This is a genomic window from Komagataeibacter sp. FNDCF1 (genome assembly GCF_021295335.1).
GTDB lineage: Bacteria > Pseudomonadota > Alphaproteobacteria > Acetobacterales > Acetobacteraceae > Komagataeibacter.
The window spans coordinates 1,407,007-1,432,817 of sequence record NZ_JAIWOT010000001.1 but is presented as its reverse complement, the minus strand read 5'-3'; the positions used below and the strand labels follow the sequence as shown (position 1 = coordinate 1,432,817).

21 protein-coding genes are annotated in these 25,811 nt (G+C 66.7%); 11 read left to right on the top strand and 10 right to left on the bottom strand.

What is annotated here, in order from left to right; genetic code table 11:
- Positions 1 to 155 precede the first annotated feature (155 nt).
- The 3 genes from LDL32_RS06790 to LDL32_RS06780 are packed head-to-tail and all read left to right on the top strand — an operon-like array spanning position 156 to position 3,246.
- Positions 156 to 809, top strand: coding sequence for a ribonuclease HII (locus LDL32_RS06790; RefSeq protein ID WP_233065456.1), 654 nt, complete (start codon positions 156 to 158; stop codon positions 807 to 809).
- Positions 810 to 816: 7 nt separating this feature from the next.
- Positions 817 to 1,920, top strand: a complete 1,104-nt coding sequence (locus tag LDL32_RS06785; RefSeq protein ID WP_233065453.1) for a site-specific DNA-methyltransferase — start codon at positions 817 to 819, stop codon at positions 1,918 to 1,920.
- Between the two features lie 45 nt (positions 1,921 to 1,965).
- Positions 1,966 to 3,246: a DNA adenine methylase gene (locus LDL32_RS06780; RefSeq protein WP_233065451.1), complete on the top strand. Its 1,281-nt coding sequence runs from the start codon at positions 1,966 to 1,968 to the stop codon at positions 3,244 to 3,246.
- Between the two features lie 84 nt (positions 3,247 to 3,330).
- On the opposite strand, the gene LDL32_RS06775 is transcribed toward LDL32_RS06780, so the two are convergent.
- The 5 genes from LDL32_RS06775 to LDL32_RS06755 form a co-directional block, all read right to left on the bottom strand.
- Positions 3,331 to 3,927 carry an ankyrin repeat domain-containing protein gene (locus LDL32_RS06775; protein ID WP_233065449.1) on the bottom strand — a complete coding sequence of 199 codons (597 nt, stop codon included), beginning with the start codon at positions 3,925 to 3,927 and terminating at the stop codon, positions 3,331 to 3,333.
- A 114-nt stretch (positions 3,928 to 4,041) separates the two neighbouring features.
- Positions 4,042 to 6,177 carry a VWA domain-containing protein gene (locus LDL32_RS06770; protein WP_233065448.1) on the bottom strand — a complete coding sequence of 712 codons (2,136 nt, stop codon included), beginning with the start codon at positions 6,175 to 6,177 and terminating at the stop codon, positions 4,042 to 4,044.
- Between the two features lie 5 nt (positions 6,178 to 6,182).
- Positions 6,183 to 8,903 (bottom strand): DUF4159 domain-containing protein, encoded by a 2,721-nt coding sequence (locus LDL32_RS06765; RefSeq protein ID WP_233065446.1) that lies wholly within the window; start codon positions 8,901 to 8,903, stop codon positions 6,183 to 6,185.
- Positions 8,900 to 9,892, bottom strand: coding sequence for a DUF58 domain-containing protein (locus LDL32_RS06760; RefSeq protein WP_233065444.1), 993 nt, complete (start codon positions 9,890 to 9,892; stop codon positions 8,900 to 8,902). Before LDL32_RS06760 ends, LDL32_RS06765 begins: the two co-directional genes overlap by 4 nt.
- A gap of 2 nt (positions 9,893 to 9,894) precedes the next feature.
- Positions 9,895 to 10,947: a MoxR family ATPase gene (locus LDL32_RS06755; protein WP_233065442.1), complete on the bottom strand. Its 1,053-nt coding sequence runs from the start codon at positions 10,945 to 10,947 to the stop codon at positions 9,895 to 9,897.
- Positions 10,948 to 11,041: 94 nt separating this feature from the next.
- Here LDL32_RS06755 and LDL32_RS06750 point away from each other — a divergent pair, with 94 nt between their 5' ends.
- The 6 genes from LDL32_RS06750 (at position 11,042) to LDL32_RS06725 (ending at position 18,097) form a co-directional block, all read left to right on the top strand.
- Entirely contained in the window at positions 11,042 to 11,617 is a 576-nt protein-coding gene (locus tag LDL32_RS06750; RefSeq protein WP_233065441.1) for a DUF1285 domain-containing protein, read from the top strand.
- Entirely contained in the window at positions 11,608 to 12,843 is a 1,236-nt protein-coding gene (locus tag LDL32_RS06745; RefSeq protein WP_370636653.1) for a CCA tRNA nucleotidyltransferase, read from the top strand. Before LDL32_RS06750 ends, LDL32_RS06745 begins: the two co-directional genes overlap by 10 nt.
- 133 nt (positions 12,844 to 12,976) lie before the next feature.
- Positions 12,977 to 14,689, top strand: coding sequence for an ABC transporter ATP-binding protein (locus tag LDL32_RS06740; protein WP_370636755.1), 1,713 nt, complete (start codon positions 12,977 to 12,979; stop codon positions 14,687 to 14,689).
- A 140-nt stretch (positions 14,690 to 14,829) separates the two neighbouring features.
- Complete coding sequence (locus tag LDL32_RS06735) at positions 14,830 to 15,936, top strand: HlyD family secretion protein (protein WP_233065438.1); 1,107 nt, start codon at positions 14,830 to 14,832, stop codon at positions 15,934 to 15,936.
- Positions 15,933 to 17,507 carry a DHA2 family efflux MFS transporter permease subunit gene (locus LDL32_RS06730; RefSeq protein WP_233065435.1) on the top strand — a complete coding sequence of 525 codons (1,575 nt, stop codon included), beginning with the start codon at positions 15,933 to 15,935 and terminating at the stop codon, positions 17,505 to 17,507. Before LDL32_RS06735 ends, LDL32_RS06730 begins: the two co-directional genes overlap by 4 nt.
- Before the next feature lie 170 nt (positions 17,508 to 17,677).
- Positions 17,678 to 18,097, top strand: coding sequence for an NUDIX domain-containing protein (locus LDL32_RS06725; RefSeq protein ID WP_233065433.1), 420 nt, complete (start codon positions 17,678 to 17,680; stop codon positions 18,095 to 18,097).
- Here the strand turns inward: LDL32_RS06725 and LDL32_RS06720 are convergent.
- From LDL32_RS06720 to gpmI, 4 genes are all read right to left on the bottom strand, one after another.
- On the bottom strand, positions 18,079 to 18,582 hold the full coding sequence (locus LDL32_RS06720) for an RNA pyrophosphohydrolase (RefSeq protein ID WP_233065430.1): 504 nt from the start codon (positions 18,580 to 18,582) through the stop codon (positions 18,079 to 18,081). The two genes, LDL32_RS06725 and LDL32_RS06720, sit on opposite strands and share 19 nt — an antisense overlap.
- 20 nt (positions 18,583 to 18,602) lie before the next feature.
- Entirely contained in the window at positions 18,603 to 20,213 is a 1,611-nt protein-coding gene (locus tag LDL32_RS06715; RefSeq protein ID WP_233065428.1) for a S41 family peptidase, read from the bottom strand.
- A 148-nt stretch (positions 20,214 to 20,361) separates the two neighbouring features.
- Positions 20,362 to 21,654, bottom strand: a complete 1,293-nt coding sequence (locus LDL32_RS06710) for a murein hydrolase activator EnvC (RefSeq protein WP_233065426.1) — start codon at positions 21,652 to 21,654, stop codon at positions 20,362 to 20,364.
- A 68-nt stretch (positions 21,655 to 21,722) separates the two neighbouring features.
- The gene (gene gpmI / locus LDL32_RS06705; protein ID WP_233065424.1) at positions 21,723 to 23,276 is read right to left on the bottom strand and encodes a 2,3-bisphosphoglycerate-independent phosphoglycerate mutase; all 1,554 of its coding nucleotides are present in this window, start codon (positions 23,274 to 23,276) and stop codon (positions 21,723 to 21,725) included.
- Between the two features lie 91 nt (positions 23,277 to 23,367).
- Between gpmI and msrB the strand changes: the two genes are divergently transcribed.
- Positions 23,368 to 23,769, top strand: coding sequence for a peptide-methionine (R)-S-oxide reductase MsrB (gene msrB, locus LDL32_RS06700; RefSeq protein WP_233065422.1), 402 nt, complete (start codon positions 23,368 to 23,370; stop codon positions 23,767 to 23,769).
- A gap of 26 nt (positions 23,770 to 23,795) precedes the next feature.
- Positions 23,796 to 24,455 carry a uracil phosphoribosyltransferase gene (upp, locus tag LDL32_RS06695; RefSeq protein WP_233065419.1) on the top strand — a complete coding sequence of 220 codons (660 nt, stop codon included), beginning with the start codon at positions 23,796 to 23,798 and terminating at the stop codon, positions 24,453 to 24,455.
- A 148-nt stretch (positions 24,456 to 24,603) separates the two neighbouring features.
- Here upp and LDL32_RS06690 read toward each other — a convergent pair whose 3' ends face one another.
- Positions 24,604 to 25,800, bottom strand: a complete 1,197-nt coding sequence (locus tag LDL32_RS06690) for a threonine ammonia-lyase (protein WP_233065416.1) — start codon at positions 25,798 to 25,800, stop codon at positions 24,604 to 24,606.
- Positions 25,801 to 25,811: the final 11 nt, after the last annotated feature.

Genomic DNA, 25,811 nt, shown 5'->3' with positions numbered 1-25,811 from the left:
CGGCCTCGAGTCGTTTTTTTTCATTTTAAGGGACTCGATGAGTCCACAGCATCTTGCGCAACCCTGCATAAAAATGGTTTCCATCCTTCCAGAACGGAAATCTGATGCGAATCGGGCCATGACGGTCCGGTTCGCATCCGGCCAGGAAGGAATGGATGCCAGATTACGCGCTTGAGCATGCACGGGGGGGGCTGGTCGCCGGTGTTGACGAAGTCGGCCGCGGCCCGCTGGCCGGGCCGGTCGTCGCGGCGGCGGTCATGTTCCCCGGCAGCGTGCCCGGCGTGCTGGCCGACAGGCTCGATGATTCAAAAAAGCTGAAGCCCGTCGTCAGGGAACAGCTTTATGATGTGCTGCTGGCCAGCCCCGGTGTCCTGATCGGGGTGGGGGCTGCCTCGGTGGCGGAAATCGGGCAATACAACATCCTGCGCGCCTCATGGCTTGCCATGCAGCGCGCGGTGGGGCGTCTGCCCCGCCCGCCCGAATTTGTCCTGGTTGATGGAAACGCCGCGCCCGATTTCGGGTGTCCGGCGCAATGCGTCGTGGGCGGTGACGGCATCAGCCTGTCCATCTCGGCGGCGTCTGTCGTTGCCAAGGTCATCCGGGACCGGCTCATGACCCGCCTTGCGCGGCGATGGCCCGGCTACGGGTGGGAGCGTAACGCGGGCTACGGCACCGCCATCCATCGTTCCGGCCTCATGGCGCAGGGTGCCAGCCCGCATCACCGTGCGGCCTTCGGTACGGTGCGCCGTATCCTGCAGGCCTCCGTTTCCCCTTCTTCCCCCCAGAGCGCGGAGCAGCCATCATGCTGAACAATTCATGAGCGGTGCAGTTATGATGGAATTGCCCCTGGACCAGGTGCTGCGGGGCGACTGTGTCGAGATGATGAAGACCCTGCCCGCGTCTTCGATCGACTGCGTGTTCGCGGACCCGCCCTACAACCTTCAGTTGAAGGGGGAACTCCGCCGTCCCGATGACAGCATTGTCGACGGGGTGGATGACGACTGGGACAAATTCACCGACCTGCAGGCCTATGATGCCTTTACCCGTGCGTGGCTGACCGAAGCGCGGCGCGTGCTGCGCAAGGACGGCACCATATGGGTGATCGGGTCCTACCATAACATCTTCCGCATCGGTGCGATCCTGCAGGATCTGGGGTTCTGGATCCTGAATGACGTAATCTGGCGCAAGTCCAATCCCATGCCCAACTTCCGTGGCCGCCGCTTTACCAACGCGCATGAAACCCTGATCTGGGCCGCGCGCGGGCCGGACAGCCGCTACCGCTTCAACTACCAGGCCATGAAGGCGCTGAATGATGACGTGCAGATGCGGTCGGACTGGTACCTGCCGCTATGCACCGGCGGCGAACGGCTGCGTAACGAACATGGCCTGAAGCTGCATCCCACCCAGAAGCCCGAAAGCCTGCTGCATCGCGTGCTGGTGGCCTCGACCAATGTGGATGACGTGGTGCTGGACCCCTTTACCGGTACCGGCACCACCACCGCCATGGCCCGCAGGCTGCGCCGCCGCTTTATCGGCATCGAACGCCATCCCGATTATGCGGAGGCCGCGATCGGCCGCGCGCGGCGGGAAAAACCCGTGCCGCTGGACAGCGTGCTGACCACGCCCGCCCGGCGTGAAAGCCCGCGCGTGCCCTTTGGCCTGCTGGTGGAGCGCGGCATGGTGCCCGCGGGCACCGTGCTGATGGACCGGCAGAAGCGTGTGCGCGCCACGGTCTCGCCCGATGGCACGCTGGTCAGCGGGCGGCATCGTGGTTCCATTCACAAGATTGGCGCGCAACTGACCAATGCGCCATCATGCAATGGCTGGACGTTCTGGTATTTCGAACGTGAGGGCGAACTCGTGCAGCTTGATGTGCTGCGTGGTGACATCCGGGCGGAGCAGGCAGCCGTCGCCTCCTGAAGCGGCGGAGGGGCGCATGAGCGGGGGAGCCGGGAGAATGGGGGCATGAACCGCCGTCCGGATCATGCCGGGCCGCACGACCTGCCCGCGATGGAATGGAATGCCGCCCGTCATTCCGCCGTGCTGACGGATGAATACCTGTTCAGCCAGCTGATCCCCTATATCGGCAACAAGCGCAAGCTGCTGGGCCTGGTCGCGCAGGCCATTGCCGCCACGGGGGCGGACCCGGCCCGCACGGATTTCGTGGACCTGTTTGCCGGGACCGGCGTGGTCTCCCGGCTGGCGAAGCGACTGGGCTTTCGCGTAATGGCCAATGACTGGGAGCCCTATAGCGAAGTGCTCAACCTGTGCCATGTCGGCATGCAGGCCGCACCCGGTTTCCATGATGGTCGCAGCTACGCGCAGGTCATGGCCGAACTGAACGCCCTGCCACCGCTGGAAGGCTGGATCACCCGCCATCTCTGCCCCGATGATGACGTGCGCTACGACACCACGCGGGACCGGATGTTCTATATGCGCAAGAACGGCATGCGCATCGACGCCATACGCGAACGGATCGCCCGATGGGACCGTGATGGCCTGCTGGAGCCGGGGCAGAGGGCATGCCTGCTGGCACCCCTGTTGTACAGCGCCAGCTACAACAGCAATACCAGCGGGCTGTTCAAGGGATTTCATCGTGGCTGGGGCGGCCGGACCGGCACGGCCCTTTACCGTATCGCGGCCGATCTGCAACTGCGCCCCGCCTGCTTCATGGATAACGGACGGGACAACATGGTCCTGCGCATGGATGCGCAGGATCTGGCCACAGACCTGGCGGGCCGGATAGGGGAGGGGGCGATCGCCTATGTCGATCCGCCATACAACCAGCATCCCTATGGCGCGAACTACCATGTCCTCAACACCATTACCCTGTGGGACCAGCCCCGTCTCGCGCCCAAGATCACGGGGCGGGACAAGGCTGCCATAAGGCAGGACTGGCGCATTACGCGGCGCAGCGCCTACAACCACCGCAGCCGGGCGCTGTCGGCCTACCGGCAGCTGCTATCCGCGCTGGATACGTGCTGGATCGCCACCAGCTACAGCACGGATGGCTTCATTCCCCTGGCCGACATGGTGCGGGCCAATTGTGATCGGGGACGGGTGGCGGTCTTTACACGGGGCTACAAGCGCTACCGTGTCAGCCGCCAGCGTTATTCCGAACGGCCCATGACGGTGGAGTTCATCCTGCTTACCCATACCCGTGCGCGCGCTACGCGCACGCCCGATGAGATCGTGCATGAAATCAGGTCGATCGAGGCCGGCCTGAACACCGGCCCCGGGGCCTGACGGGCGCGGCCTGGAACTGGTAAAGATGCTCGATAAACAATGAGTTAGAGCCATTCCACTGAGCCGGAGTTCAGTGGAATGGCTCTAGCTGCCGCCGAAGCCAAGGAAGCCGACGGATGGCTCGGCATGGCCGCCCGACGCATCATAACGCCTGTCGATGCTGGATGCGGTGGTGGCATGGCGGGGCATGGTCAGCGGGGGTGTATCATCCGCACCCTCCGCCAGGCTGGTGGAGGAGAAATGCGGGTCCGAATCCGAGAAGGTACGCATGGACAGCAGCAGGAAGGTGATGTCGTTGCGGTTGAGGTCGATGGCCATGTCCAGCGGCGTCTGGCCCAGCACGTTATGGCCAGTCATGTCCGCACCCCGGTTCAGCGCTTCCTTTGCCGCACCCAGGCTGCCGCGATTGATGGCGTCGAACAGCGCATCGGTCGGGTTCATGTCCGCGCTGGCATGGCCGTGTTCTTCTTCCCGCGATTCAGCGCCCGGCAGGGCGGCAGGCGGGGCGGCTGCCTTTGCGGCGCGGCGTGCCTCGGCTTTCTTCGCGGCCTCGGCGGCTTCGGATTCGGCTTCCGCCTCATCGGCATCCTGCGCATGCGCCATGTGGATGGGCACGCACGGGGCCGCAAGGCCCGCGAACAGGGCGGTGACAAGAAGATATGTGCCGGATCTGGAAATCATGTCCTGTCCCGAGAGTGAACGTTCGGCCCGTGGCGAAAATCCGCCACGTGGCACCAGCCAGTGTTGGTGATTAGCGCAAAATTGCGGCGGATGCGATATTTAATCATCTTTCCGTCATGACCGGCTTTCCCGCCACCATGCCATGAGCAGCATCCCCGCCACGAACAGCCCCATGGCCCATGCCGGCAGCAGCGCATGCGCCTGCTGGCCCGCCACGCTGTGCGCGTTGCGCGGCGGGAAGGCAAACCGGCTGGCGGAGGACGCATCGTGCCCGCCTGCCATGACAATATCAGGCAGCGACGGGTTGCGCGGGTCATCGCCCAGCCAGTGCACGGCCCCCCCGGTTGCCGCCACCATGGGCGACAGCACCGACGCCGTGGCCCGCAGGTCGGAAAACTCAAGCGGGTCTTCCATCCGCGGGGCGGCAAAGGCTTCATGCCCCGCGTCGTCACGCACGGTCCAGATGCCTTCCAGCCGTGCCGGGATACGCGCGCGGGCAAGTCCGGTATTGCCCGCCGGTTCCAGCGTGACCTGCTGGTTCGTGCCATCGGGTGCGCTTACATGCACCACCGGCGGCGGCCCGGATGCGACCGACCGGCGGGTAATGGTCATCTGTCCCGCCGCAATTCCGGCTTCCAGCTGGTTTTCCTCCAGTTCCGGTTCCTTCATCAGCCAGTGCGAGATGCGCCGCAGCAGTTCAGACTGCGGCCCGCCACCGCCTTCGCCATGTGACCACAGCCATGCCTGATCCGACAGCAGGAAGGCCACCCGACCCTTCTGCGCGTGGTCCAGCACCAGCAGGGGCTGCCTGTCCGGCCCGGTCATCAGCACTTCGCCCTGTGCGCTGTCCGTGCGCAGGCTGCGGTACCATGGCCCCCAGCCGGGTTGTGCCCCCGCATGATCGGGCGCGCCGGGCAGGCCGGATGTCACGGGGTGGCGCATCCCCGTCTCTGTCAGGTCGGGACGGAAGCGGCGTATGGCCATGCCGTCGGTCGTGGTGACGTGGGCGGGCAGGATATCCGACAGCGCCGTATCCTGCAGGGAACCTGGCGTCAGGAATTCCGGACCGCCAATCAGCAGCAGCCCGCCACCCGCGCGGATGTGGTTGACGATGTTGCGCAGATAGGCTTCGGGCAGGATGCCGCGGTTTTCAAACCCGTCCAGGATGATCAGGTCAAACTGGCCGATCTTCTGCTGGAACAGTTCATTGACAGGAAAGGCGATGAGCGCGAGGTCCGACAGCGGCGTGCCATCATCCCGGTCGGGCGGGCGCAGGATGGTGAAGTGCACCAGATCGACCGACGGGTCGGCCTTGAGCAGCCTGCGCCATACCCGCTCGCCCTGGTTGGGCGTGCCCGACACCAGCAGCACGCGCAGCCGGTCGCGCACGCCATTGATGCGGATCACATCATGGTTGTTGCGCGTCGACACCTCCCCGGGCAGCTCCGGGGCGGACAGGCCCACCAGCATCTCGCCCGGATGGGTGACGGGCAGGGTGATGTCCTGCGGCTGGCCGATCCGGACAGGGCGCGAGAAGGTCGTGCCGTCGCCCTGTGTCAGCGTAAGTTCGGTGGTCGCGCCGGGGGCTGTGCGCGCGCCCAGGTCGTCAATCTCCACCTGTATGGTCACGTCCTTGCCCACAATGGCGAAGGGCGGGGCCTGGAGCACGCGCAGGTGGCGGTCGGTTTCCTCTCCCCTTGCGCTCAGCAGCACATGAAGCGGCAGCAGCGTGCGCTGGCCATGTCCGTCATCGGGGTTGAGCATGTCCGGCACGCTGGCCGGTACGTCATGGTCCTCGCCATCGGTCACCAGCACGGCACCGGCAAGGCGGGAGGGCGGGATGTCCGCCGCCGCCTGCTGCAGCGCGCCAAACAGCCTTGTGCCCCCATGCCGGGCCTCACGCAGCGTGACAATGCGCGGCACCAGCCCCGGTACCCGGCTCATGGCCGCCTGTACGCGCTCGGCGGCATTGCGGGCCATGTCGGCGCGGTTGCGTTCGGACATGGAGGCCGACTGGTCCACCACGATCAGCGCGGTCTCGGGCAGGGGGTGCCATGTTTCGGTAATGCGCTGCGGGCTGGCCAGCCAGGCAAGGATGCCAAGCCCGGCCAGCAGCCGCCACACGCTGCCGCGCACCCGGCGCGCAAGCCCCAGGACCGCCAGCACGCCCATGGCCGCGGCCAGTGCGTAAAGGCACCACGCCGGCACAAGGGGGCTGAATGCCATCATGTGACGTGACAGGTCGGGCATGGCGATTACTCTCCCAGCCGCTTGAGCAGGGCGGGCACATGCACCTGATCCGCCTTGTAATTGCCCGTCAGCGCATAGATCACGGCATTGACGCCAAAGCGGTAGGCCAGCACGCGCTGGTCGGCCCCGTCGGGTACGGGGGCATAGGGTGTATTGCCGCTGTCATCCACCGCCCATGCATGCGCCCAGTCATTGCTGCCGATGATGACGGGGCTGACACCGTCATTCGTGCTGTCGCCTTCCTGCGCCACCCAGACCGGCATGCCGTCGTAACGGCCGGGAAAGTTGTGCAGCAGGTAGAAGGTGTGGGCCAGCACATGGCGGTTGTCGAGCCGGGTCAGCGGCGGGATGTCCAGCCCCGCCGTCATCCGCCGCAGCGCCGCCGCCGTGCCGGGGGCCGAGCCGGTGTAGCCGCTGGCGTTGTCCGGCGCGGTGGCCGGGTCCTGGCCCTGCGCATCGATCAGCAGGATGCCGCCGTGGCGCATGTAGGTGTTCAGCGCCGCCGTGCGCGCGGGGGATGTGGCGGCATCGGCCGTGACCGGCCAGTAGATGAGCGGATAGTAGGACAGGTCATCGCGCTCGGGCACCACGCCATCGGGGTGGCCCAGCACGGCGGATGTTCGCGCATTGACGTAATCGGACAGGCCCTGCAGCCCCTCGCGCGATACGCTGTCGGTCCCGTCGTGGCCGGTCATGATATAGGCCAGCCGGGTTTCCAGCGCGGCCCGGGGCACATCGGGCGGGATGTCATCGGCACGGGCGGCAAGCGGGCAGGCCAGCACCAGCGCCACGGCCAGCCCGCGCCCCCACCGGCGCCCGCGCTGGACCACGCTGAGCGCGCCATCGGCCAGCAGCAGCAGTGCGGCCAGCACCAGCAGCAGCGGGCCGATGGTCATGTCCGCCACCTGCCCGCGCAGGTCGGACACCGTGCCGATCGGGCCCTGCGCCGCAAGGGCGGGCGTGCCGTCGCCCGGATTGAGCGCGCGGCGGCTGTTGCGCGGCCCGTAAAGTCCCGGCGGATGCGCGGGGGAAGGGATGGTCTGGCCAAACGCATCCGCCCGCAGCGCCTGCGCGCCCGCAGGCGGGGACACCAGTGCCCCATCGCCATCCAGCACCATGTAGGGGGCCAGCATGGTCGTGCCAGCCGGGGTCTCGATGCCCGATGCCTGGTCGATCAGGTGCTCCAGCATGCCGACGAACAGGCCCGACAGCGGCAGGTTCGACCACTCCGCCGTGCTGGTCACATGGAACAGCACGACCTGCCCGGCCCCGAGTGCCGTATGCGTGACCAGTGGCGTGCCATCGGTCAGCCGCGCCCAGCTATGGCTGTCCAGATCGGTGGAAGGCTGTGCCAGCACCTGTCGCGAGACCGTGACATCCGCCGGGATGTCAAGATCATGGAAGGGGGACGAGGCGGGGAAGGGCGCCAGATGTTCCGGCCTGCTCCATGACATGGTCCCCCCCAGCACCTGTTCCCCGCCCATGAGCGGCACGGGCAGAAGCGTATCGGCATGTGTCCGGTCCTGTCCCGGCGCGTCCGGTCCCTGGATGAGCAGGGGCCCGGCAAAGCGGATGAGTGTGCCCCCACCGCGGACCCATGCCTCCACCTTGCGGCGGCTGTCCGGGCTGCCCAGCGTGCCATCGGGGGCGATGATGACCGAAAGCGGGCGCGCCAGCAGCGCATCCAGATCGCCCTCACGCAGTTCGGCCACGGGCTGGAGCGCGCGACGCAGGTAGAACAGGCTGCCCATGAGCGGCGTGTCGGAGGATGCACTGGCGATCAGCCCCACCGGGCGCTGGCGTTCACGCTCGTCAAGCAGGCGCAGGCTGGCTGGCCCCGTCATTGCATCAAGCGACAGGTGATCGACCTTGTTGCGCAGTTCGGCGGGCAGTTCGGGTGTGACATCCGCATGCTCCTGCCCCGCCGGGAGCGTGACGGGCAGCAGGCCAAGGGTGCCCCCGGTCGCGGTTTCAAGGCGCAGCTGCCATGTGCGCGGATGGGCGCGTGGCACTGCATGGACGCGGGTGGCAAGGCCGTTGCCGGCATTGGCCGATGGGCCAAGCAGGGTAATGTCCGAATCCGGCAGCTGCATGTCCCGTACCGGACCGATGGCGGCCAGGGCTGCGGCAAAACCGGCATCGTCAGCGGTGGCCAGCCCGTCCGATACATAGATGACCGGCCCATGCCAGCCCTGTCGCGCAAGCTGGGCAAGCGCCCGGGTCGCGGCGGCGCGGTCCACCGGCCATGCGCGTGGCAGGAGCGGGCCGATCATGCCGCGCAGGACCTGCGCCTGCCGTGCAGGCTGGACGGTGACGGGAGCCAGCGCGTCCTCACGCGCGGTCAGCAGGATGCGCGCGCTGTGCCCGGTGCGGGACAGATGGTCGAGCATGCCGTCCAGTGCGTGGATGCGTGGCGCCCAGGTGGCCGCCGCCGCCCAGCCATTATCCACCACGATCAGGCAGTCGGCATCGTCCATGCCTGCCTGCCCGCGCGGGAAGACCGGCTGCGCCAGACCGAGAACCAGCAGCGTGACCGCCAGGCAGCGCAGCAGCAGACGCCAGGGCGGCGCGGAAGTCGCATCCGGCGGCGCGGCGCTGAGCGCACGCAGCAGGCGGGCGGGCGGAAAGGATTGCGGGCGCGGGGCGGGGGGCAGCGCGTGCAGCAGCCACCACACCACCGGCAGGGCCAGCAGGCCCAGCAGCATCCATGGCGCGAGAAGGATCATGGCCTGCCCCCCATGCCGGGCAGCGCGTGCAGCGCCAGAAGTGCCTTTTCCGGTAGCTGGTCGGTCATGTGGGATACCATGGGGCTGCCCCCCGCCTGGCACAGGGTGCGCAGTGCATCCTGATGGCGTGCCCATAGCGTGGCATAGGCGTGGCGCAGGTCGGCGCTGGCATCGAGTTGCAGGACCGTATCATCCTCCAGCCCGGTAAAGCGGGTATGCCCCTCATAGGGGAGGTGCGCTTCCGCCGGATCCGTGACCTGCACCAGTGTACAGGTGACCTGCCGCGCAACCGCCGCGCGCAGGAAGGCGGCCAGCTTCTGCGCCGGATACAGCCCGTCCCCGAACAGCAGGACACGGCTGCGGGGCGGGAGGCTGGCAGGTGGCGGCAGGTCCGGCGCGTCCGGTGCGGCACGCAGGGCGGCCAGCAGCGCCTGCGCCATCTGTTCCAGCGCCCGGTGGCCGTGGAGGCGAAGCGGTGGCGCGCCATCGACGCTCAGCAGCCGCACCTGTTCCCCCTGGCCCAGCAGCATGGCGGCACTGGCCAGCGCCAGCAGGAAGGCGCGTTCCGCCTTGAGCGGCAGCCCGTCACCGGACCGCCACCGCATGGATGCGCTGTTATCGCACCATATGCATATCGTATGGGGGGTCTGGGCTTCACGTTCGCGCACGAAGGTCCGATCCCCGCGTGCGGACTGCCGCCAGTCGATACTGGTCGCGGACTCACCCGGCACGGCCTGGCGATACTGCCAGAACTCGTCTCCCTGGCCCGCCCTGCGGCGGGGATGGGTGCCCTGTCCCACATTCTGCGCGATCCGCCGCGCCGCCACGATCAGGGCGGGCACGCGACTGGCCAGTGCATCGGCCAGCGCCGTGGCGGACACCGCATTGTGCGGCAGGCCCGTGCCGGCCGTGCCGCCCGTCGCCGGGGCGGCAGGCCGTGCCGCCTGCCGGAAGCGGCTGGCCAGGCGTGGGAAAAAGGACAGGGGCAATGTCAGCCGATCCGTCCGGCCAGCGTATCGATCAGCGCGGGCAGGCGCATGTTTTCCGCCCGCGCGGTAAAGGACAGCGCCATGCGGTGCGCCAGGACGGGACGGGCCAGTGCCCGCACATCCTCGATACCGGGGGAAAGACGGCCATCAAGCAGTGCGCGCGCCCGCGTCGCCAGCATGAGCGCCTGCGCGGCACGCGGGCCGGGGCCCCAGGTCACGGCCTCGCGCACGGTCGGGTCGTCGGTGGTCTCGGGCCGGGCGGAGCGTACAAGGCGCACGATGGCCTCCACCACCTGCTCGCCTACCGGCAGGGCGCGGACAAGCGCCTGCGCCTGCACCACCTCGGCCGCGGTCATGACCGGGCTGGCGGTGGCGGTGGCGGTGCCGGTTGTGGCCAGCAGCATGGCGCGTTCGGCATCGGCGGTCGGGAAATCCAGCATCACCTGCATCATGAAGCGGTCAAGCTGGGCTTCGGGCAGGGGGTAGGTGCCTTCCTGCTCGATCGGGTTCTGGGTGGCCAGCACATGGAAGGGGCGGGGCAACTGGTGGTTGCTGCCCGCAATCGCCACCTCGCGCTCCTGCATGGCCTGCAGGAGCGCGGACTGGGTGCGGGGGCTGGCGCGGTTGATCTCGTCGGCCATCAGCAGCTGGCAGAAGACCGGCCCTGCCACGAAGCGGAAGCTGCGGCGCCCGCTTTCATCCTCGTCCAGTATCTCGCTGCCCAGTATGTCCGACGGCATGAGGTCGGGCGTGAACTGCACGCGGCGCGCATCCATGCCCATCACGTGACCCAGCGTTGTGACCAGCAGGGTCTTGCCCAGCCCCGGCGCACCGACCAGCAGGGCATGCCCGCCCGCCAGGATGGTGGTCAGCGCCAGTTCCACCACCCGGTCCTGCCCCAGTATGACATGGCCGATTTCCGCGCGTACGGCGCGCAGGCGGCTGCCCATGCTCCCGGCCTGCGCCGCGATCTGCTCGCCGGTCAGGGCCGGAGGGGATGTCATGCCCGCCTGCGGCGCCGCATGGAGGGGTGGGGTATCATCCATGGTCATCATTCCAACAGTCTGACAGGTCCGGGGGTTTCATCAAGCCGGTGTTGATCCCTATATCAAGTCCAGCAGCTTCCATAGTGTCGGGTTAACGTAATTGATGGACGATTTCGAGACGGGAAAGGCCACGCCGTCCCCCTCAGCGGGGCAGACGGGCACATGCGGCGCACTGCCGTTCCTGATCAGGCGGGACGGGACATGGCTGTACCGTGGCTCCCCCATACGCCGCAAGCCGATGGTCTGCCTGTTCGCCTCCACCCTGCGGCGCGACGCGCAGGGCGGCTACCGGCTGCAGACCCCGGTCGAGCAGGGTACGATCGAGGTGGAGGACGCCCCCTTTGTCGTAACCGAACTGGAATGGCATGGTTGCGGGCACGGGCAGGTGCTCTCCTTCCGCACCAATGTGGACGAGGTGATCTGCGCCGGACCGGAGCACCCGATTCGCTGCGCGTGGGATGTCCCGTGCGAAAGCTGTGGCACCGGGCCCGTACCCTACCTGCATGTGCGTGATGGCGATGGCGCCCTGCCCATCGAGGCCCGCATCTCGCGCTCGGTCTATTACGAACTCGCCGCCCTTGCGGTGGCAGGGCACTGTCATGGGGTACCCTGCCTGGGGGTGTGGAGCCGGAATGTCTTCTTCCCCCTGTCCCACATGCCTGATGACGCATGCCCCTGAGCACCGCCACCCCGCTTGAATGCCTGCGTCGCGACATGCCCGCGGTGCTGGACCAGATCGGGCGGTTATGGGCCATCCTGCCCGATGCCCGGCTGGTGGGCGGCGCCGTGCGTGACCTGCTGTGCGGGCGCGCGGTGTCCGACATCGACCTTGCCACCCCCCACGCCCCCGATGTGGTGATGGCGCGGCTGAAGGACGCTGGCGTGAAGGTGGTGCCCACCGGCCTGTCGCACGGCACGGTCACGGCGGTGCTTGATGGCCGCCCCTTCGAGATCACGACCCTGCGGCGTGATGAGGAGACCGATGGCCGCCACGCCACCGTCGCCTGGACCCATGACTGGCGCGAGGACGCGGCAAGGCGTGACTTCACCATCAACGCCATGTCCTGTGACAGCGCGGGCGTGGTGCATGACTATTTTGGCGGGCAGGCCGATCTTGCGGCGGGCCGCGTCCGTTTCGTGGGGCAGGCCCGCAGGCGTATTACCGAAGATGCGCTGCGCATCCTGCGCTTCTTCCGTTTTCAGGCCCGTTATGGCCATGGCGCGCCGGATGCGCAGGCGATGGACGCCATCACGGCGCTGGCAGGCATGATCGACCGCCTTTCGGTCGAGCGGGTCTGGTCCGAACTGCGGCGCATCCTTGTCGGCCCGCATGTCATCGTCACGCTGGAACGCATGGCGGCGTGCGGCGTACTGGCACACGTGCTGCCGCCACCATGGGATATCGGGCTGCTGGGGCGGCTGCTGGCCTGTGGCGCACCGGCGGAAGCGGTGCTGCGGCTTGCCGCCCTGCTGGCGGGGGAAGACGTGCAGGCGGTGGCGCGCCATCTCCGGCTTTCCCGTGCCGATGGGGCGGCGCTGGCGCAGGCCCGCATGGCACCCGCGCCCCGGCCCGACATGGATGCCGCCGCGATCGCGCGCCTGCTGGCGGACCATCCGGCACGTGACCTGCTGTGGCGTGCATGGCTGGCGCAGGCAGCGGAGGGCTGCGGGCCGGACCCTGCATGGGACGGGCTGCGCGCCCGGCTGGTGGCAACCGCGCGGCCGGTCTTTCCCCTGACCGGACGGGACCTGATCGCGGCGGGCTGCGCGCCGGGTGCCGCGATGGGGCAGGTGCTGGCGCAGGTGCGGCGGTGGTGGCTGGAAAATGGCTGTAACCCGGCCCATGCGGCCTGTGTGGCGCATATGCATGCGGTGCTGCGGGGGGACATGCCGGGCGGGACATAATTTGTAACCCCCCGTGTCGTGGCACTTTGTTTTGCCGGGGCATGCGGTTATAGGCCGATTGATGAACGCAATTCCCACGTCCACGCCAGGCAGGCCGGCCAGACCCGTGGCCACGGTGCCCTCGCGCCTGCTCATGCGCCGGCTGTGGCATGATGAACTGGCCCGCCACAAGCTGCGTATCCTTGCCGTCATGGTGCTGACGGCGCTCATGGCGATATTCAGCGCGCTCTACCCGCTGGTCATCCAGCGCGCGCTGGACATGTTTGCGGGCCATGATCCGCGTATCCTGTACCAGGTGCCGATCCTGGTGGTGGTGATTACCGTGGCGAAGGCCATTTCGCAGTACGGGCAGTCGATTGCGGTACAGTCCCTGGTGCTGGTGGTGATACGGGGGCTGCAGGGGCGCATGTTCCACCATCTGGTCCATGCCGACATCTCACGTATCGAGACCGAAGCCCCCGCCCAGATCGCGGCGCGCTTCACCACCGATGCCGTCTCGATTCGTGAAGCCATGATCCGTGCCACCAACGCCCTGGGCGATGCGGTGACGGTGGTGGGGCTGATCGCCTCCATGCTGTACATGGACTGGGAACTGAGCCTGATCGCCGCCGTGCTGTATCCGGTCGCCGCCCTGCCGGTGCGCAGGCTGGGCAAGCGGCTGCGCAGGGAATCCGGTGGCGTGCATGAACAGATAGGCGAGACCAGTGCCATGCTGGCGGAAAGTTTCAGCCAGTCGCGCACCATCCGTGTCTACCGTCTGGAACGGGCGGAGGAAAAACGTGCAGCCCACGTTCTGGACGGGCTGCATGCGGGCCTGCTGCGCATTGCGCGGGGGCGGGCACGCGTGGACCCGATGCTGGAGGTTCTGGGCGGCATGGCGGTGGCCGCCGTGCTGGGCTTTGCGGGCTGGCGGGCGACACAGGGCGGGGCCACGCTGGGTGATTTTTCCGGTTTTGTCGCGGCCCTGCTGCTGGCCGCGCGCCCGCTGCGCGCGCTGGGCACGCTCAACATCGCGCTGCAGGAAGGGCTGGGTGGCCTGCAGCGTGTGTTTGATGTGATTGACGAACCTGTGGCCGTGGCGCAGGCGCCCGATGCGCTCCATCTGCCGCCGGGTGGTGGCGACCTGCGCTTCGAGCAGGTGTCCTTCCGCTACCCTGACGGGCGCATGGGGCTGGACGGGCTGGACATGGTGGCGGCCCCGGGGCTGACCGTGGCCCTTGTCGGCCCGTCGGGGGCGGGCAAGTCCACCGCGCTCTCCCTCATTCCGCGCCTGCATGATGTATCGGGCGGGCGGATCACGCTTGATGGCGTGGACCTCAGGCGCCTTGTGCTGGCCGAACTGCGTGATGCCATTGCCTATGTCAGCCAGGACACGCTTCTGTTCGACCTGTCGGTGAAGGACAATATCCGCATGGGCAACCCGCAGGCCAGCGACGCACAGGTGTCTGACGCGGCACGGGCAGCGGCTGCCAACGACTTCATCGAGGCCCTGCCGCAGGGCTACGATACGCTGGTCGGCCCCGGTGGGCAGCGCCTGTCCGGCGGGCAGCGGCAGCGGGTGGCCCTTGCGCGCGCGCTGCTGCGTAACCCGCGCGTGCTGCTGCTGGATGAGGCGACCAGCGCGCTGGACAGCGAGAGCGAGGCCATTGTCCAGCACGCCCTGGCCCACCTGCGCCACGGGCGCACGACCATTGTGGTCGCGCACCGGCTGTCCACCGTGCGTTCGGCTGACCTGGTGGTGGTGCTGGCGCAGGGGCAGGCGGTGGAATGCGGCACGCATGACGCATTGATGGACCAGGACGGATTATATGCCCGCATGGTGCGCAACCAGGCGTTTACCCTGTAGCGCGCGGCGGAATGTGCATCGGAACCGGCGATGGCGGTTGAAGTGTGGCAAGGTTCGTGCCATGCATTGACCGACCCGTTCGGTCAATGCATGGGCTGACAGGATCAGGGCTGCAATCAAAGTGATGATGAGGGAAGCAGATGGCCGCGGATGAAGGCAAGGCAGCTGAAGACGGACACGCCGCACCCGGCCCCGGGGCGGAAGGGAAGAAGGAGGCCTCTCCGCGCCGCAAGCTGATCCTGATCGGCATTGCCGTGGCCGTGATCGTGATTGGCGGGATCTACTGGTTCCTGCATCGGAACGAGGTCGAGACCGATGATGCCTTCACCGCAGGCCGTGCGGTCGCGGTGGCGCCGCATGTGGGCGGTTACGTGACCGAACTGCTGGTCAATGACAACCAGTTCGTCCATCAGGGCGACATCCTGGCCCGCATCGATGACCGCAACTGGCGCGCCCAGCGTGACCAGGCGGCGGCGGCGGTCGATATCGCCCGCGCGCAGGTCAGCAACTACACCCTGCTTGCCGAAGTGGCGAAGAAGAACTTCCCTGGCCATCTCATGGTGGCGCAGGGCCAGCTGCAGGCGGCGCAGGCCCAGCAGTTCAGGGCGGAAACCGATTACCGCCGCCAGCATGGTGTAACGCGGGAGGCGACTTCGCAGCAGAATATCGACTACGCCACCGCAGCCCTCGATGCTGCCAAAGCGCAGGTGCTCGAGGCGCAGGGCAACCTTGAAACGGCGTTGCCCGTCATCCCCAACATCGCCAGCACCGAAGCGCGCGTGACCGAACAGCAGGCCACCCTGACCCAGGCCGAGGCAAAGCTGCGCGAGGCCGAGCTGAACGTGGAATGGACCCTGATCCGCGCCCCGCATGATGGCTGGATCTCACAGCGCAACATCGAGCGCGGCACCCTTGCCACGGCGGGGCAGACCGTTTTCTCCATTGTCGAGCCCGAGGTCTGGGTGGTCGCCAACTACAAGGAAACCCAGCTGACCCACATGCGTCCCGGCCAGAAGGTGGATATTGCCATCGACGCCTATCCGTTCCTGAAGCTGAAGGGGCATGTGGATTCGCTCCAGCTGGGCACGGGGGCGACCTTCAGCGCCTTCCCGCCCGAGAACGCGACCGGCAACTACGTGAAGATCGTCCAGCGCGTGCCGGTCAAGATCCTGATCGACGAGGGGCTGCGCCAAGACCTGCCGCTTGCGCTTGGCCTGTCGGTTGAACCGACGGTCCATACGGAATGAGCGCCGCCGCAGCGGCCACCGGCGGGGCGGATGGCACGGAATGGAAGCCCAAGCACAACCCGTGGCTGATTGCCGTGGTCGTGACGGTGGCGGCGTTCATGGAAATCCTGGACACCACCATCGTCAACGTGGCGCTGCCGCATATCGCGGGCAACCTGTCTTCCACGTATGATGACGCGACATGGACGCTGACATCCTACCTGGTGGCCAACGGCATCGTGCTGACGATCTCGGGCTGGCTGGGCAAGCTGTTCGGGCGCAGGCACTATTTCCTTATCTGCATTTCCATGTTCTCGCTGTCGTCCTTTTTGTGCGGCATCTCCACCAGCCTGCCCGAACTGATCATGTTCCGGCTGATGCAGGGCTTTTTTGGCGGCGGGCTTCAGCCCAACCAGCAGTCCATCATCCTTGACACCTTTCCGCCCGACAAGCGGGCTGCGGCGTTTGGCCTGACCGCCATCGCCACGGTGGTCGCCCCGGTGCTCGGCCCGTCGCTGGGCGGGTGGATTACCGATAACTATTCATGGCGCTGGGTGTTCTTCATCAACGTGCCGGTGGGCATCCTGGCGACCATCGCCGTGTCGATCATGGTCGATGATCCGCCATGGGCGCGCAAGCAGAAGGCCCCGCTGGACTTCGTGGGCATCGGGCTGATCACCATCGGCTTCGGCTGTCTCGAAGTGGCCGTTGACCGCGGCGAGGACGAGGACTGGTTCGGCTCGCGCATTATCGTGATCATGGCCATCCTGGCGGTTCTGGGCATCGGGGGGGCGGTATTCTGGCTGCTGCGTGCGAAGAACCCGGCGGTGGACCTGCGCGTGTTCAAGGACCGCAATTTTGCCGTGGGCACCGGCCTGATGGGGGCGGTGGGGGCGCTGCTGTATTCCTCGGCCATTATCGTGCCGCAGTTCTCCCAGCAGATCATGGGTTACACGGCCACCCTGTCCGGGCTGATCCTCTCGCCCGGTGGCATGGTGGTGATCGTGCTGATCCCGCTGGTTGGCATCGTGATGAAGTATGTGCAACTGCGCTACATCATTGCATTCGGCTTCTTCCTTATGGGGATATCGATGTTCTGGTCGGCGCAACTCGTGCCGCAGCTGGATTTCCGCCATCTGGTGTTCTTCCGGATGAGCCAGACGGGCACGATGGCCTTCCTGTTCGTGCCGATTTCGACCATCACCTACGCCACGCTGCCCCGCAACCTGAATGCTGACGGTTCAGCCCTGTTCAGCATGGCGCGTAACGTGCTGGGTTCGCTCAGTATTTCCGGTGCAACGGCATTGGTGACGGAACTGCGCCAGGCGCATCAGAGCGACATGGTGCACTGGATGACACCCTACCACCAGCCGTATAATGAATATCTTGCCCACAGCCGTGTGGTCGCGGCGGCGCGCGGCTACGCGCAGGGGGCGCTGGACAGCGTGGCCAGAGGGCGGCTGTACATGGAGTTCCAGAAACAGATTGCCATCCTGGCCTATAACGAGGTGTTCCTGATCCTGGGCATAGGCTGCATGCTGGTTGTTCCGTTCTGCTTCCTTATGTCGCCGCTCAAGGGTGGCAACAAGTAAGCGGCGGCTTCATTCATGGCCCCGGGTCGATAAGTGACAGAAGTTTTCAAGCGCCACCTTTTTTCAAAAAAGGTGGCGTTCCCCAATCTGCCAGAAAAAAAGCCTGATCACAGTCCTCCCCGCCATGATGTATGGCATGTTTTCCGGAATGGTTTTCAGGGCAGGACGATATGACGGATGTGATCAGGGTCGTATGTGCAGCGGTGATCGAGGGCGGGCGGCTGCTTGTGGTCCGAAAGCGCGGGACCACGGCCTTCATGCTGCCTGGCGGCAAGCCGGAACCGGTCGAGACCCCGCTTGATGCCCTGCATCGCGAGATTCGGGAGGAACTGGGCTGTGGCCTGATACCGGGGAGCGAACTGTCCGGTACGTTCATGGATGCGGCGGCCAACGAGCAGGGTTACAGCGTGCACGCCCGCATATGGCCCGCACGGCTGGATGGCACTCCGCGTGCCGCTGCCGAAATTGCCGAACTGCGCTGGGCCGGGGCGCCCGATCTGGCGGCCCTGCCGCTTGCCCCGCTGCTGCGTGGCCAGGTGCTGGCAGCCCTTGTGCGGGCGGGGCTCATGCCTCAGGCAGCAGTGGCGTAAGGGGCGAAATACGCGGCCAGCCGGGTATAGATTTCCTTTTTTATGCCGACATTGAGCAGCGGCAGCCGTGCCAGCGGTACCCATTTCCATAAATCGAATTCGGCGGGCAGATGCGTGTCAAGCCGGATGTCACGGTCCTCCCCCGTATAGCGCAGGGCGAACCAGCGCTGCGTCTGGCCACGATAACGGCCACCCAGCGCCTTGCCGATCAGATGCGCGGGCAGGTCGTAACTGAGCCACTCGGGGTAGGTGGCCATGATTCTGGCAGCACGGGTACCGATTTCCTCATGCAGTTCGCGCAGCACGGCCACTTCCGGCGTTTCCCCCGCATCAATGCCGCCCTGCGGGCACTGCCACACACCCTGATCCGGCGGGCCACCCGCACCGGGCATGTCGGTCCGGCGCGCGACCAGCACCTCTCCCTTGCGGTTGAACACGACCGCGCCGACATTCGGGCGGTAGGGCAGGTCGGTCGGATCGGTCATGGCGTGGGCTTCCGGCACGGTCAGGGATGGGTGGGCGTCGTGGGTGCGGGCTTTGCGGCAGGGGGAAGGGGGGCTGGTGGCGCTTCCTTCTCCGCCGGTGCCGGGGTGGCGGGCGTTGCAGGCGTGCCTGGGGCCGGGGCGGCAGGCGACGTGGTGGACGGAGCCGCCGGGGCCGCCGCTTTCGGGGGGGTGGATGCGCCGGGCACGGGGGTTGCCTGTGTCCTGTCATCATGGATCGGGGGTTCCGCCGGCACCGGAAGGCCCGCCATGGCGCGCACGACCCTCAGCCCTTCCTGCAGCTGGAAGTCCGTGGTGGGCTTGGCCGGGTCGAAGGCAGGCCAGTTGGCGGGCGGCTGGGCCGGGATGGATTTGGCAATGGCAGGCAGGTCCGTGCGGGACGGGGGCTGGGCGGTATTGCCGCCACGGTTCTTGATGATGTGGGCCAGGTCGGCTTCATGAATGCTGTAGCCCGCATCGTCATGCGCTTCACGCACGGGGATGTCGGGCATGATGCCCAGCCCCTGGATGGACCGGCCGGACGGCGTGTAGTAACGCGCCGTGGTCAGGCGGATCGCCCCTTCACCCGGAATGGGCAGGATGGTCTGCACCGACCCCTTGCCGAATGTCTTCTCGCCCAGAAGCACGGCGCGCTGGTGGTCCTGCAGCGCACCGGCCACGATCTCGGATGCGGAGGCCGAGCCGCCATTGATCAGCACGACAATGGGCAGCCCGCCGGTGATGTCGGTGTTATGGGCATCCCAGCGCTGGCTGTCCTGCGGGTGGCGCGCACGGGTGGAGACGATCTCTCCGCTGCGGATGAAGTCGGAACCGACATCAATCGCCTGCGTCAGCAGCCCGCCGGGGTCGGAGCGCAGGTCAATGATCAGCCCCGCCATCTTGTTATGCGTCTGGGCCTGCAGTTTCTTGTACGCCGCCAGCAGGCCGGACTGGGTTTCCTCGTTGAACTGGGCAATCCGGATGTAGCCCACGGTGTCATACAGCGCGGATTTGATGACCAGCAGCGGAATGATCGCGCGTGTCAGCGTGACGGTAATGGGCTTGGGCGTCTTTTCACGGATCAGCGTGAGCGTGATGCGGGTATCGGGCTTGCCGCGCATCTGGGTCACGACCTGGTCCAGTGCCTGGCCATCGATGTTCTTGCCATCGATGGCGACAATGAAGTCACCGGGCTTGATGCCGGCGCGGGCGGCCGGCGTGTCATCGATGGGGGAGACCACGCGCACGTGCCCGTCCTCACCCTGCACCTCCAGCCCCAGCCCGCCAAAGGAACCCTTGGTCTGGACCTGCAGGTCGGAGAACTGCTTTTCCGTCATGTAGGAACTGTGCGGGTCCAGCCCGCTGAGCATGCCGTTGAGGGAGTTGGTGATCAGGTCACGGGTCGAGACCGGCTCGACATAATTGGCCTTCACCTTTTCCAGCACATAACCGAACAGGAACATGAGCTGTTCGATCTCGTGGGGGGAATTGTCATCCTTGGAGACGGTATCCGCCGCATGGGCCATGGGGGCCAGGCTGGCCCAGCGGCTGACTGAATAATAGGCAACCTGCGGGGCCACCACGATTCCTGCCACAAAGGCGCAACCGATCAGCAGGCCATTACGGAACTTCATGCGTCGTTGTCTCCTGGATGGCCGCCGCCATGGTCCGGCTGGCCTGCATGTACTCTGCGCGTTGCGTTGTAACGTGATCTTGCCCATCCGTCACGGGTGGGCAGCATATACTGAACTTGCCCGCGGATAAAACCGTCTCGCGCCGACATTACAGATATGGGGCCGGATTGACGGTGCTGCCCCCGTGGCGCAGCTGCACGAACAGGGTGGGCCTGCTGTCGCCGCCGCTCCATTGCGGCATCTGCCCGACTGCCGCGCCATGGCTGACCTGCTGGCCCGCCGCCACTGTGATCTCACCCATTCCCGCCAGTACGAAACGGTAATGCTTGCCACAGTCAAGGATCAGCATCTGCCCGTATGTGCGGAACGGACCGGCAAAATCAATCCGCCCCGTGCACGGCGCGCGCACCGTCGCGCGGGAAGGCGGGGCATAGGTGATGCCGGAGGCGGGGCCGCTTTCCGTGTTCTTGCCCCATGCGGTCAGTACGCTGCCCGCAACCGGGGCACCGGCGCTGCTGGCGGTGGCGGGGGTAATGCCGGGTCCGGCGCCGGTCTCCATTTCATGCGCCTTCTGTCGCGCGGCGGTGGCGGCCTGCATGTCATGCGCGCGCTCGGCCGCGCGGGCCGCCTGTTCCAGGTTCTTTTCCGCCTGCTGTTCCGTCTCCTCGATACGGGCGATGGCATCCTGCACGCTTGAGGCACGGCGGGCCGCCTCCGCTACCGCCTGTGTCGCGCTCTGGGCTGCGGCATTGGAGCGCTCCTGCGCCTCCAGGGCCGCATGGGCGGCACGGTTGACGGCATCGCGCTGGGTTTCGCGCTCGCTTACCACATGGTGCATCTGCTGCTGCTGCTGGGCCAGTTCATCATCAAGCTGGGCCAGGCGGGCGCGGCGGTCATGGATGGCGCGGGCCTGGCGGGCGATATCGGCCATCATGCCGCGCACGACCAGCAGGCCGGTCACGGCGCGATCCGCGGGCAGGGGCACGGCCAGCAGGGTATCGGCCGGGTAAAGCGAAAGCCGTTCAGCCAAAGGGAGCAGCGGGGAAAGGCGTGCCGTCTCGCGTGCAAGCTGCTGCTGGAGTGTCGCCTGCTCGGTATGCAGGTCGGCAATGCGGCTGTCCAGATCGGCCGCCTGCTGTTCGGTCCGTTGCAGGCGTGCCGTGGCATCGACCGTGGCGGCGGACAGGCTGGCGGCCTTTCTGGCATCGGCCTCGGCCTGTTCGCGCGCGGCCTGCTCCGCGCGGCGTCGGTCCTCCAGGTCATGGGCCTGCTGCTGCTGGCGCGCCAGCAGGCTTTCGCGCGCGATGCGGGCGGCCTCAATCTGCTGGCGGATCTGCTGTTCGCTGGCGGTGGGGGCATGCGTGCCGGCACGGGCCGCATGCGTGGTCGTGGCGTGGCTGGCGTGACCGGGTGCGGCCCCCCGCGCCGGGACCGCCAGCATGCAGCATGCAAGGACGCTCCCGCGGGCCACATGGCCCAGCCAGCGGGGGAACGGGATCAGGCCTGGTATCAGGATGGCGTGGACCCATCCAGCAGGGAATGGCCCGTCATCGCGGCAGGCTGCGGCAGCCCCATAAGCTGGAGCAGCGTGGGCGCCAGGTCGGCCAGCCTGCCATCATGCAGGTGGCCCCCCGCAACACCGGTCAGCACCACGGGCACCACGTTAAGCGTATGGGCGGTGTGCGGGCCATTGGTCTCGGGGTCGAACATGGTTTCCGCATTGCCGTGGTCGGCGGTGACCAGCAGGGCGCCGCCCGCGCGGTGAATGGCTTCCACGATCCGGCCCAGCCCGGTATCCACGGCCTCGACCGCCCTGATTGCGGCGGACAGCACGCCGGTATGGCCCACCATGTCGGCATTGGCGAAGTTCAGTACGATCAGGTCGTATTTACCGCTGTCGATGGCTTCCACCGCGCGGTCTGTCAGTTCCGGGGCGGACATCTCGGGCTGCAGGTCATAGGTCGCAACCTTGGGGGAGGGGACCATGACCCGGTCCTCGCCGGGCAACTGGCGTTCGCGCCCGCCGTTGAGGAAGTAGGTGACGTGGGGATATTTCTCGGTCTCCGCCATGCGGATCTGCTTCAGTCCGGCACCGGACACGACATCGCCCAGCAGGTCATGCAGTTCCTGCGGCGGAAACAGCACGGTGATCCGTTCCGCAAGCCGGTCGCTGTAGCGCGTCATGCCCACGACACCCGCGGTATTGACCAGTTTCGATCGGTGGAAGTCTTCGAAATCCGGCTCCAGCAGCGCATCAAGCAACTGGCGGATGCGGTCGGCGCGGAAATTGAAGCTCAGCACCCCATCCCCGTCGCGCATGCCACCATAATCCCCGATCACGGTGGGCACGACAAATTCATCCGTCGTGCCCGCCGCATAGGCGCGGTCCAGCACCTCCAGCGCGTCCCCGGCCTTTTCCCCCTGTCCGGCCACGATGGCGTTGTAGGTCTTTTCCACCCGGTCCCACCGGCGGTCACGGTCCATGGCGTAGTAGCGGCCAGATACGGTGCCGATCTTCACGCCGGCGGGCAGGCTGGCCAGCAGGGTGCGGACATAGTCATGCCCCGACTGCGGCGCGGTGTCGCGTCCATCGGTAAAGATATGGAAGGTCACGGGCACGCCCGCCTCATGCACGATGCGGGCAAGGGCCGCGGCATGGTCCTGATGGGCATGGACGCCACCGGGGGAGACGAGGCCCATCAGGTGGCAGGTCCCGCCGCTTTTTTTCAGCGCGGCAATGAAATCGCGCATGACCGCGCCCCTTGCCACCGACCCGTCGGCCAGCGCGGTGGAAATGCGTGGCAGTTCCTGCATCACCACCCGGCCCGCGCCGATATTGAGGTGACCGACCTCCGAATTGCCCATCTGCCCTTGCGGCAGGCCCACATCCTCCCCACAGGTCTTGAGGAAGGCGCGCGGCCCCGCCTGCCACAGCGCATCGAATGCGGGGGTACGGGCGGACCTGACGGCGTTGTCCGCCGGGTCTTCGCGCCAGCCAAACCCGTCAAGCACCACAAGCATGACGGGGCGGGGGGATCTGTTTACTGCAACCTGGTCGTTCATTGGGTATTGTCTCCCTGTTTTATTTTGTGTGCCATGATGCCCTAAAAGGGCCGCGCGTGAAATGCCCGTCTGACAAAGGAAGGAAACCGCCATGTCCGATCCAGCACAAAAGGGGGAAGGCCAGTGCGGCTGCCTGAGCCCCGAACAGCTTCGCATCCTGCGCGAACACGGGACCGAACGCCCGGGTTCCAGCCCGCTGAACAGTGAAAAGCGGGCCGGTGAATATCGTTGCGCGGGTTGTGGCACACCGCTGTTTTACTCCGGCACGAAATACGAGAGCGGCAGCGGCTGGCCCTCGTTTTACGATGCCATTCCCGGAGCCATCGGCACCACGACCGATACCAGCCACGGCATGACCCGGACGGAGGTGCACTGCGCGCACTGCAACGGCCATCTTGGCCATGTCTTTCCCGACGGGCCGCCGCCCACCGGCCTGCGCTACTGCATGAACGGGCTGGCATTGACTTTCATCCCGCGTGATGGCGCAAGCTGACAGGCTAACCGGACGACCCCGAAGGAATGAACATGACCAAGCCTGCCGCCCCGCATGATGATGGAGTCTGTGTTGTCAGCCACCCGCTGGTCCAGCACAAGCTGACCCTGATGCGCGCGCGCGGGACCCCGACGGCAGCCTTCCGCCATCTGGCGCGTGAACTCAGCCTGCTGCTGGGCTACGAAGCCATGCGCGACCTGCCGCTTGAGCCGGTGGAGATCGAAACCCCGCTTGAACCCATGCAGGCCTGGCGGCTGGCGGGCAAGAAACTGTGCCTGATTTCCATCCTGCGCGCGGGGAATGGCATTCTGGACGGGCTGCTTGACCTTGTGCCCTCCGCCCGTGTCGGCCATGTCGGGCTGTATCGTGACCCCGAGACGCTGGAGCCGGTCGAATATTACCTGAAACTGCCCGATGATGTGGGCAGCCGCATCTGTCTGGTGGTGGACCCCATGCTGGCGACCGGCCACAGCGCTGCGGCCGCCATCGACCGGCTGAAGCAGGCGGGCTGCACGCGGCTGGTGTTCGTCTGCCTGCTGGCGGCACCGGAAGGGGTCGCCTGCCTGCGCCGGGCCCATCCCGATGTACGGATCGTCACCTGCGCGATTGACCGGGGGCTGGACGAACATGGCTATATCCGCCCCGGCCTGGGTGATGCGGGCGACCGCCTGTTCGGCACGAAATAAAAAAACCTGCGGGGGCGGCGATATGCGGCCTCCGCAGGTTCGTCATTTTTTGGAAGAAGTTCCTGGTGAAGCTTTTTTCAAAAAGCTTCAGGGAGCACCGCCTTTTTGAAAAAAGGCGACACCCGGAAACTTTTATTCTTTTACAAAATCAGGCGCGGCGCACGATATAGGTCTTGGCCAGTTCCGCTTCCAGTGCGCGGGCGTGGTCGGGGTCGCGGGCCTCGATCATCACCTCAAGCTCGGCGGCCTGCACGCTGGGCGTGGTAAACAGGCGCTGGTGCGAGACTTCGATGATGTTGCCGCCCGCATCGCCGATCTTGCGTGAAATGTCGGCCAACACGCCAGGCCGGTCGGGTATTTCCATCTTCAGGCACAGAAGCCGCCCGTCACGCAGCAGCGAGCGCAGCAGGGTATTGGCCAGGATGCGGCTGTCGATATTGCCCCCCGTGACCGGCAGCGCCACCCGTTTGCCCCGGAACAGCTCGGGGTAGGTCAGTACGGCGGCCAGCGCCGTGGCACCCGCGCCCTCGCTGACCTGCTTGGCCCCTTCCGCCAGCATGGTGATCGCGGTCTCGATGGCGCTTTCGGGCACCACCAGTACGCCTGATACCAGTTCGCGGATGACCTCCAGCGGCTGCCGCCCGATCTGGAGCACCGCAATCCCTTCGGCAATGGTGGCGCCCCCGGGCGGCATCACCTCATCACCGGGGAAGCCGGACAGGGAGGAGAAATTCTCCACCTGCACGCCAATGATGTCCATGTCCGGCTGGAGCGCACGCCCAGCCACGGCACAGCCCGAAAGCAGGCCACCGCCGCCAATGGGGCACACGAAGGTGTCAAGCGGTCCGGCGTCCTCGAACAGTTCAAGCGCGAAGGTACCCTGGCCCGCCATGACTTCGGGGTCATCATAGGGGTGGACGAACACCCGGCCCTCGCGCTGGCACAGCATGTTGGCGTGGGCCGTGGCCTCGGCGAAGTTGTCGCCTTCCAGCACCACGGTCGCCCCCCACGCGGCGGTGCGCGTGACCTTGGCGGCGGGGGTAAAGCGCGGCATGACGATCACCGCGTCAATGCCCAGCAGGGCGGCATGGCGCGCGACACCCTGCGCATGATTGCCCGCCGAGACGGTAATCACGCCGCGCTCACGCTCACGCGGGGTCAGCAGGGCAAGCTTGTTGGCCGCCCCGCGTTCCTTGAAGGAACCGACGGCCTGCAGGTTATCGAGCTTGAGCACGATATCCGCCCCGGTTGCGCGCGAGAGGGTCTGGCAGGGCACGGTTGGCGTATGCAGCACGCGCCCCTTTATCCGCTGTGCGGCGGCGGTGATGTCTTCAAGCGTGATCACGATCGGTGCGC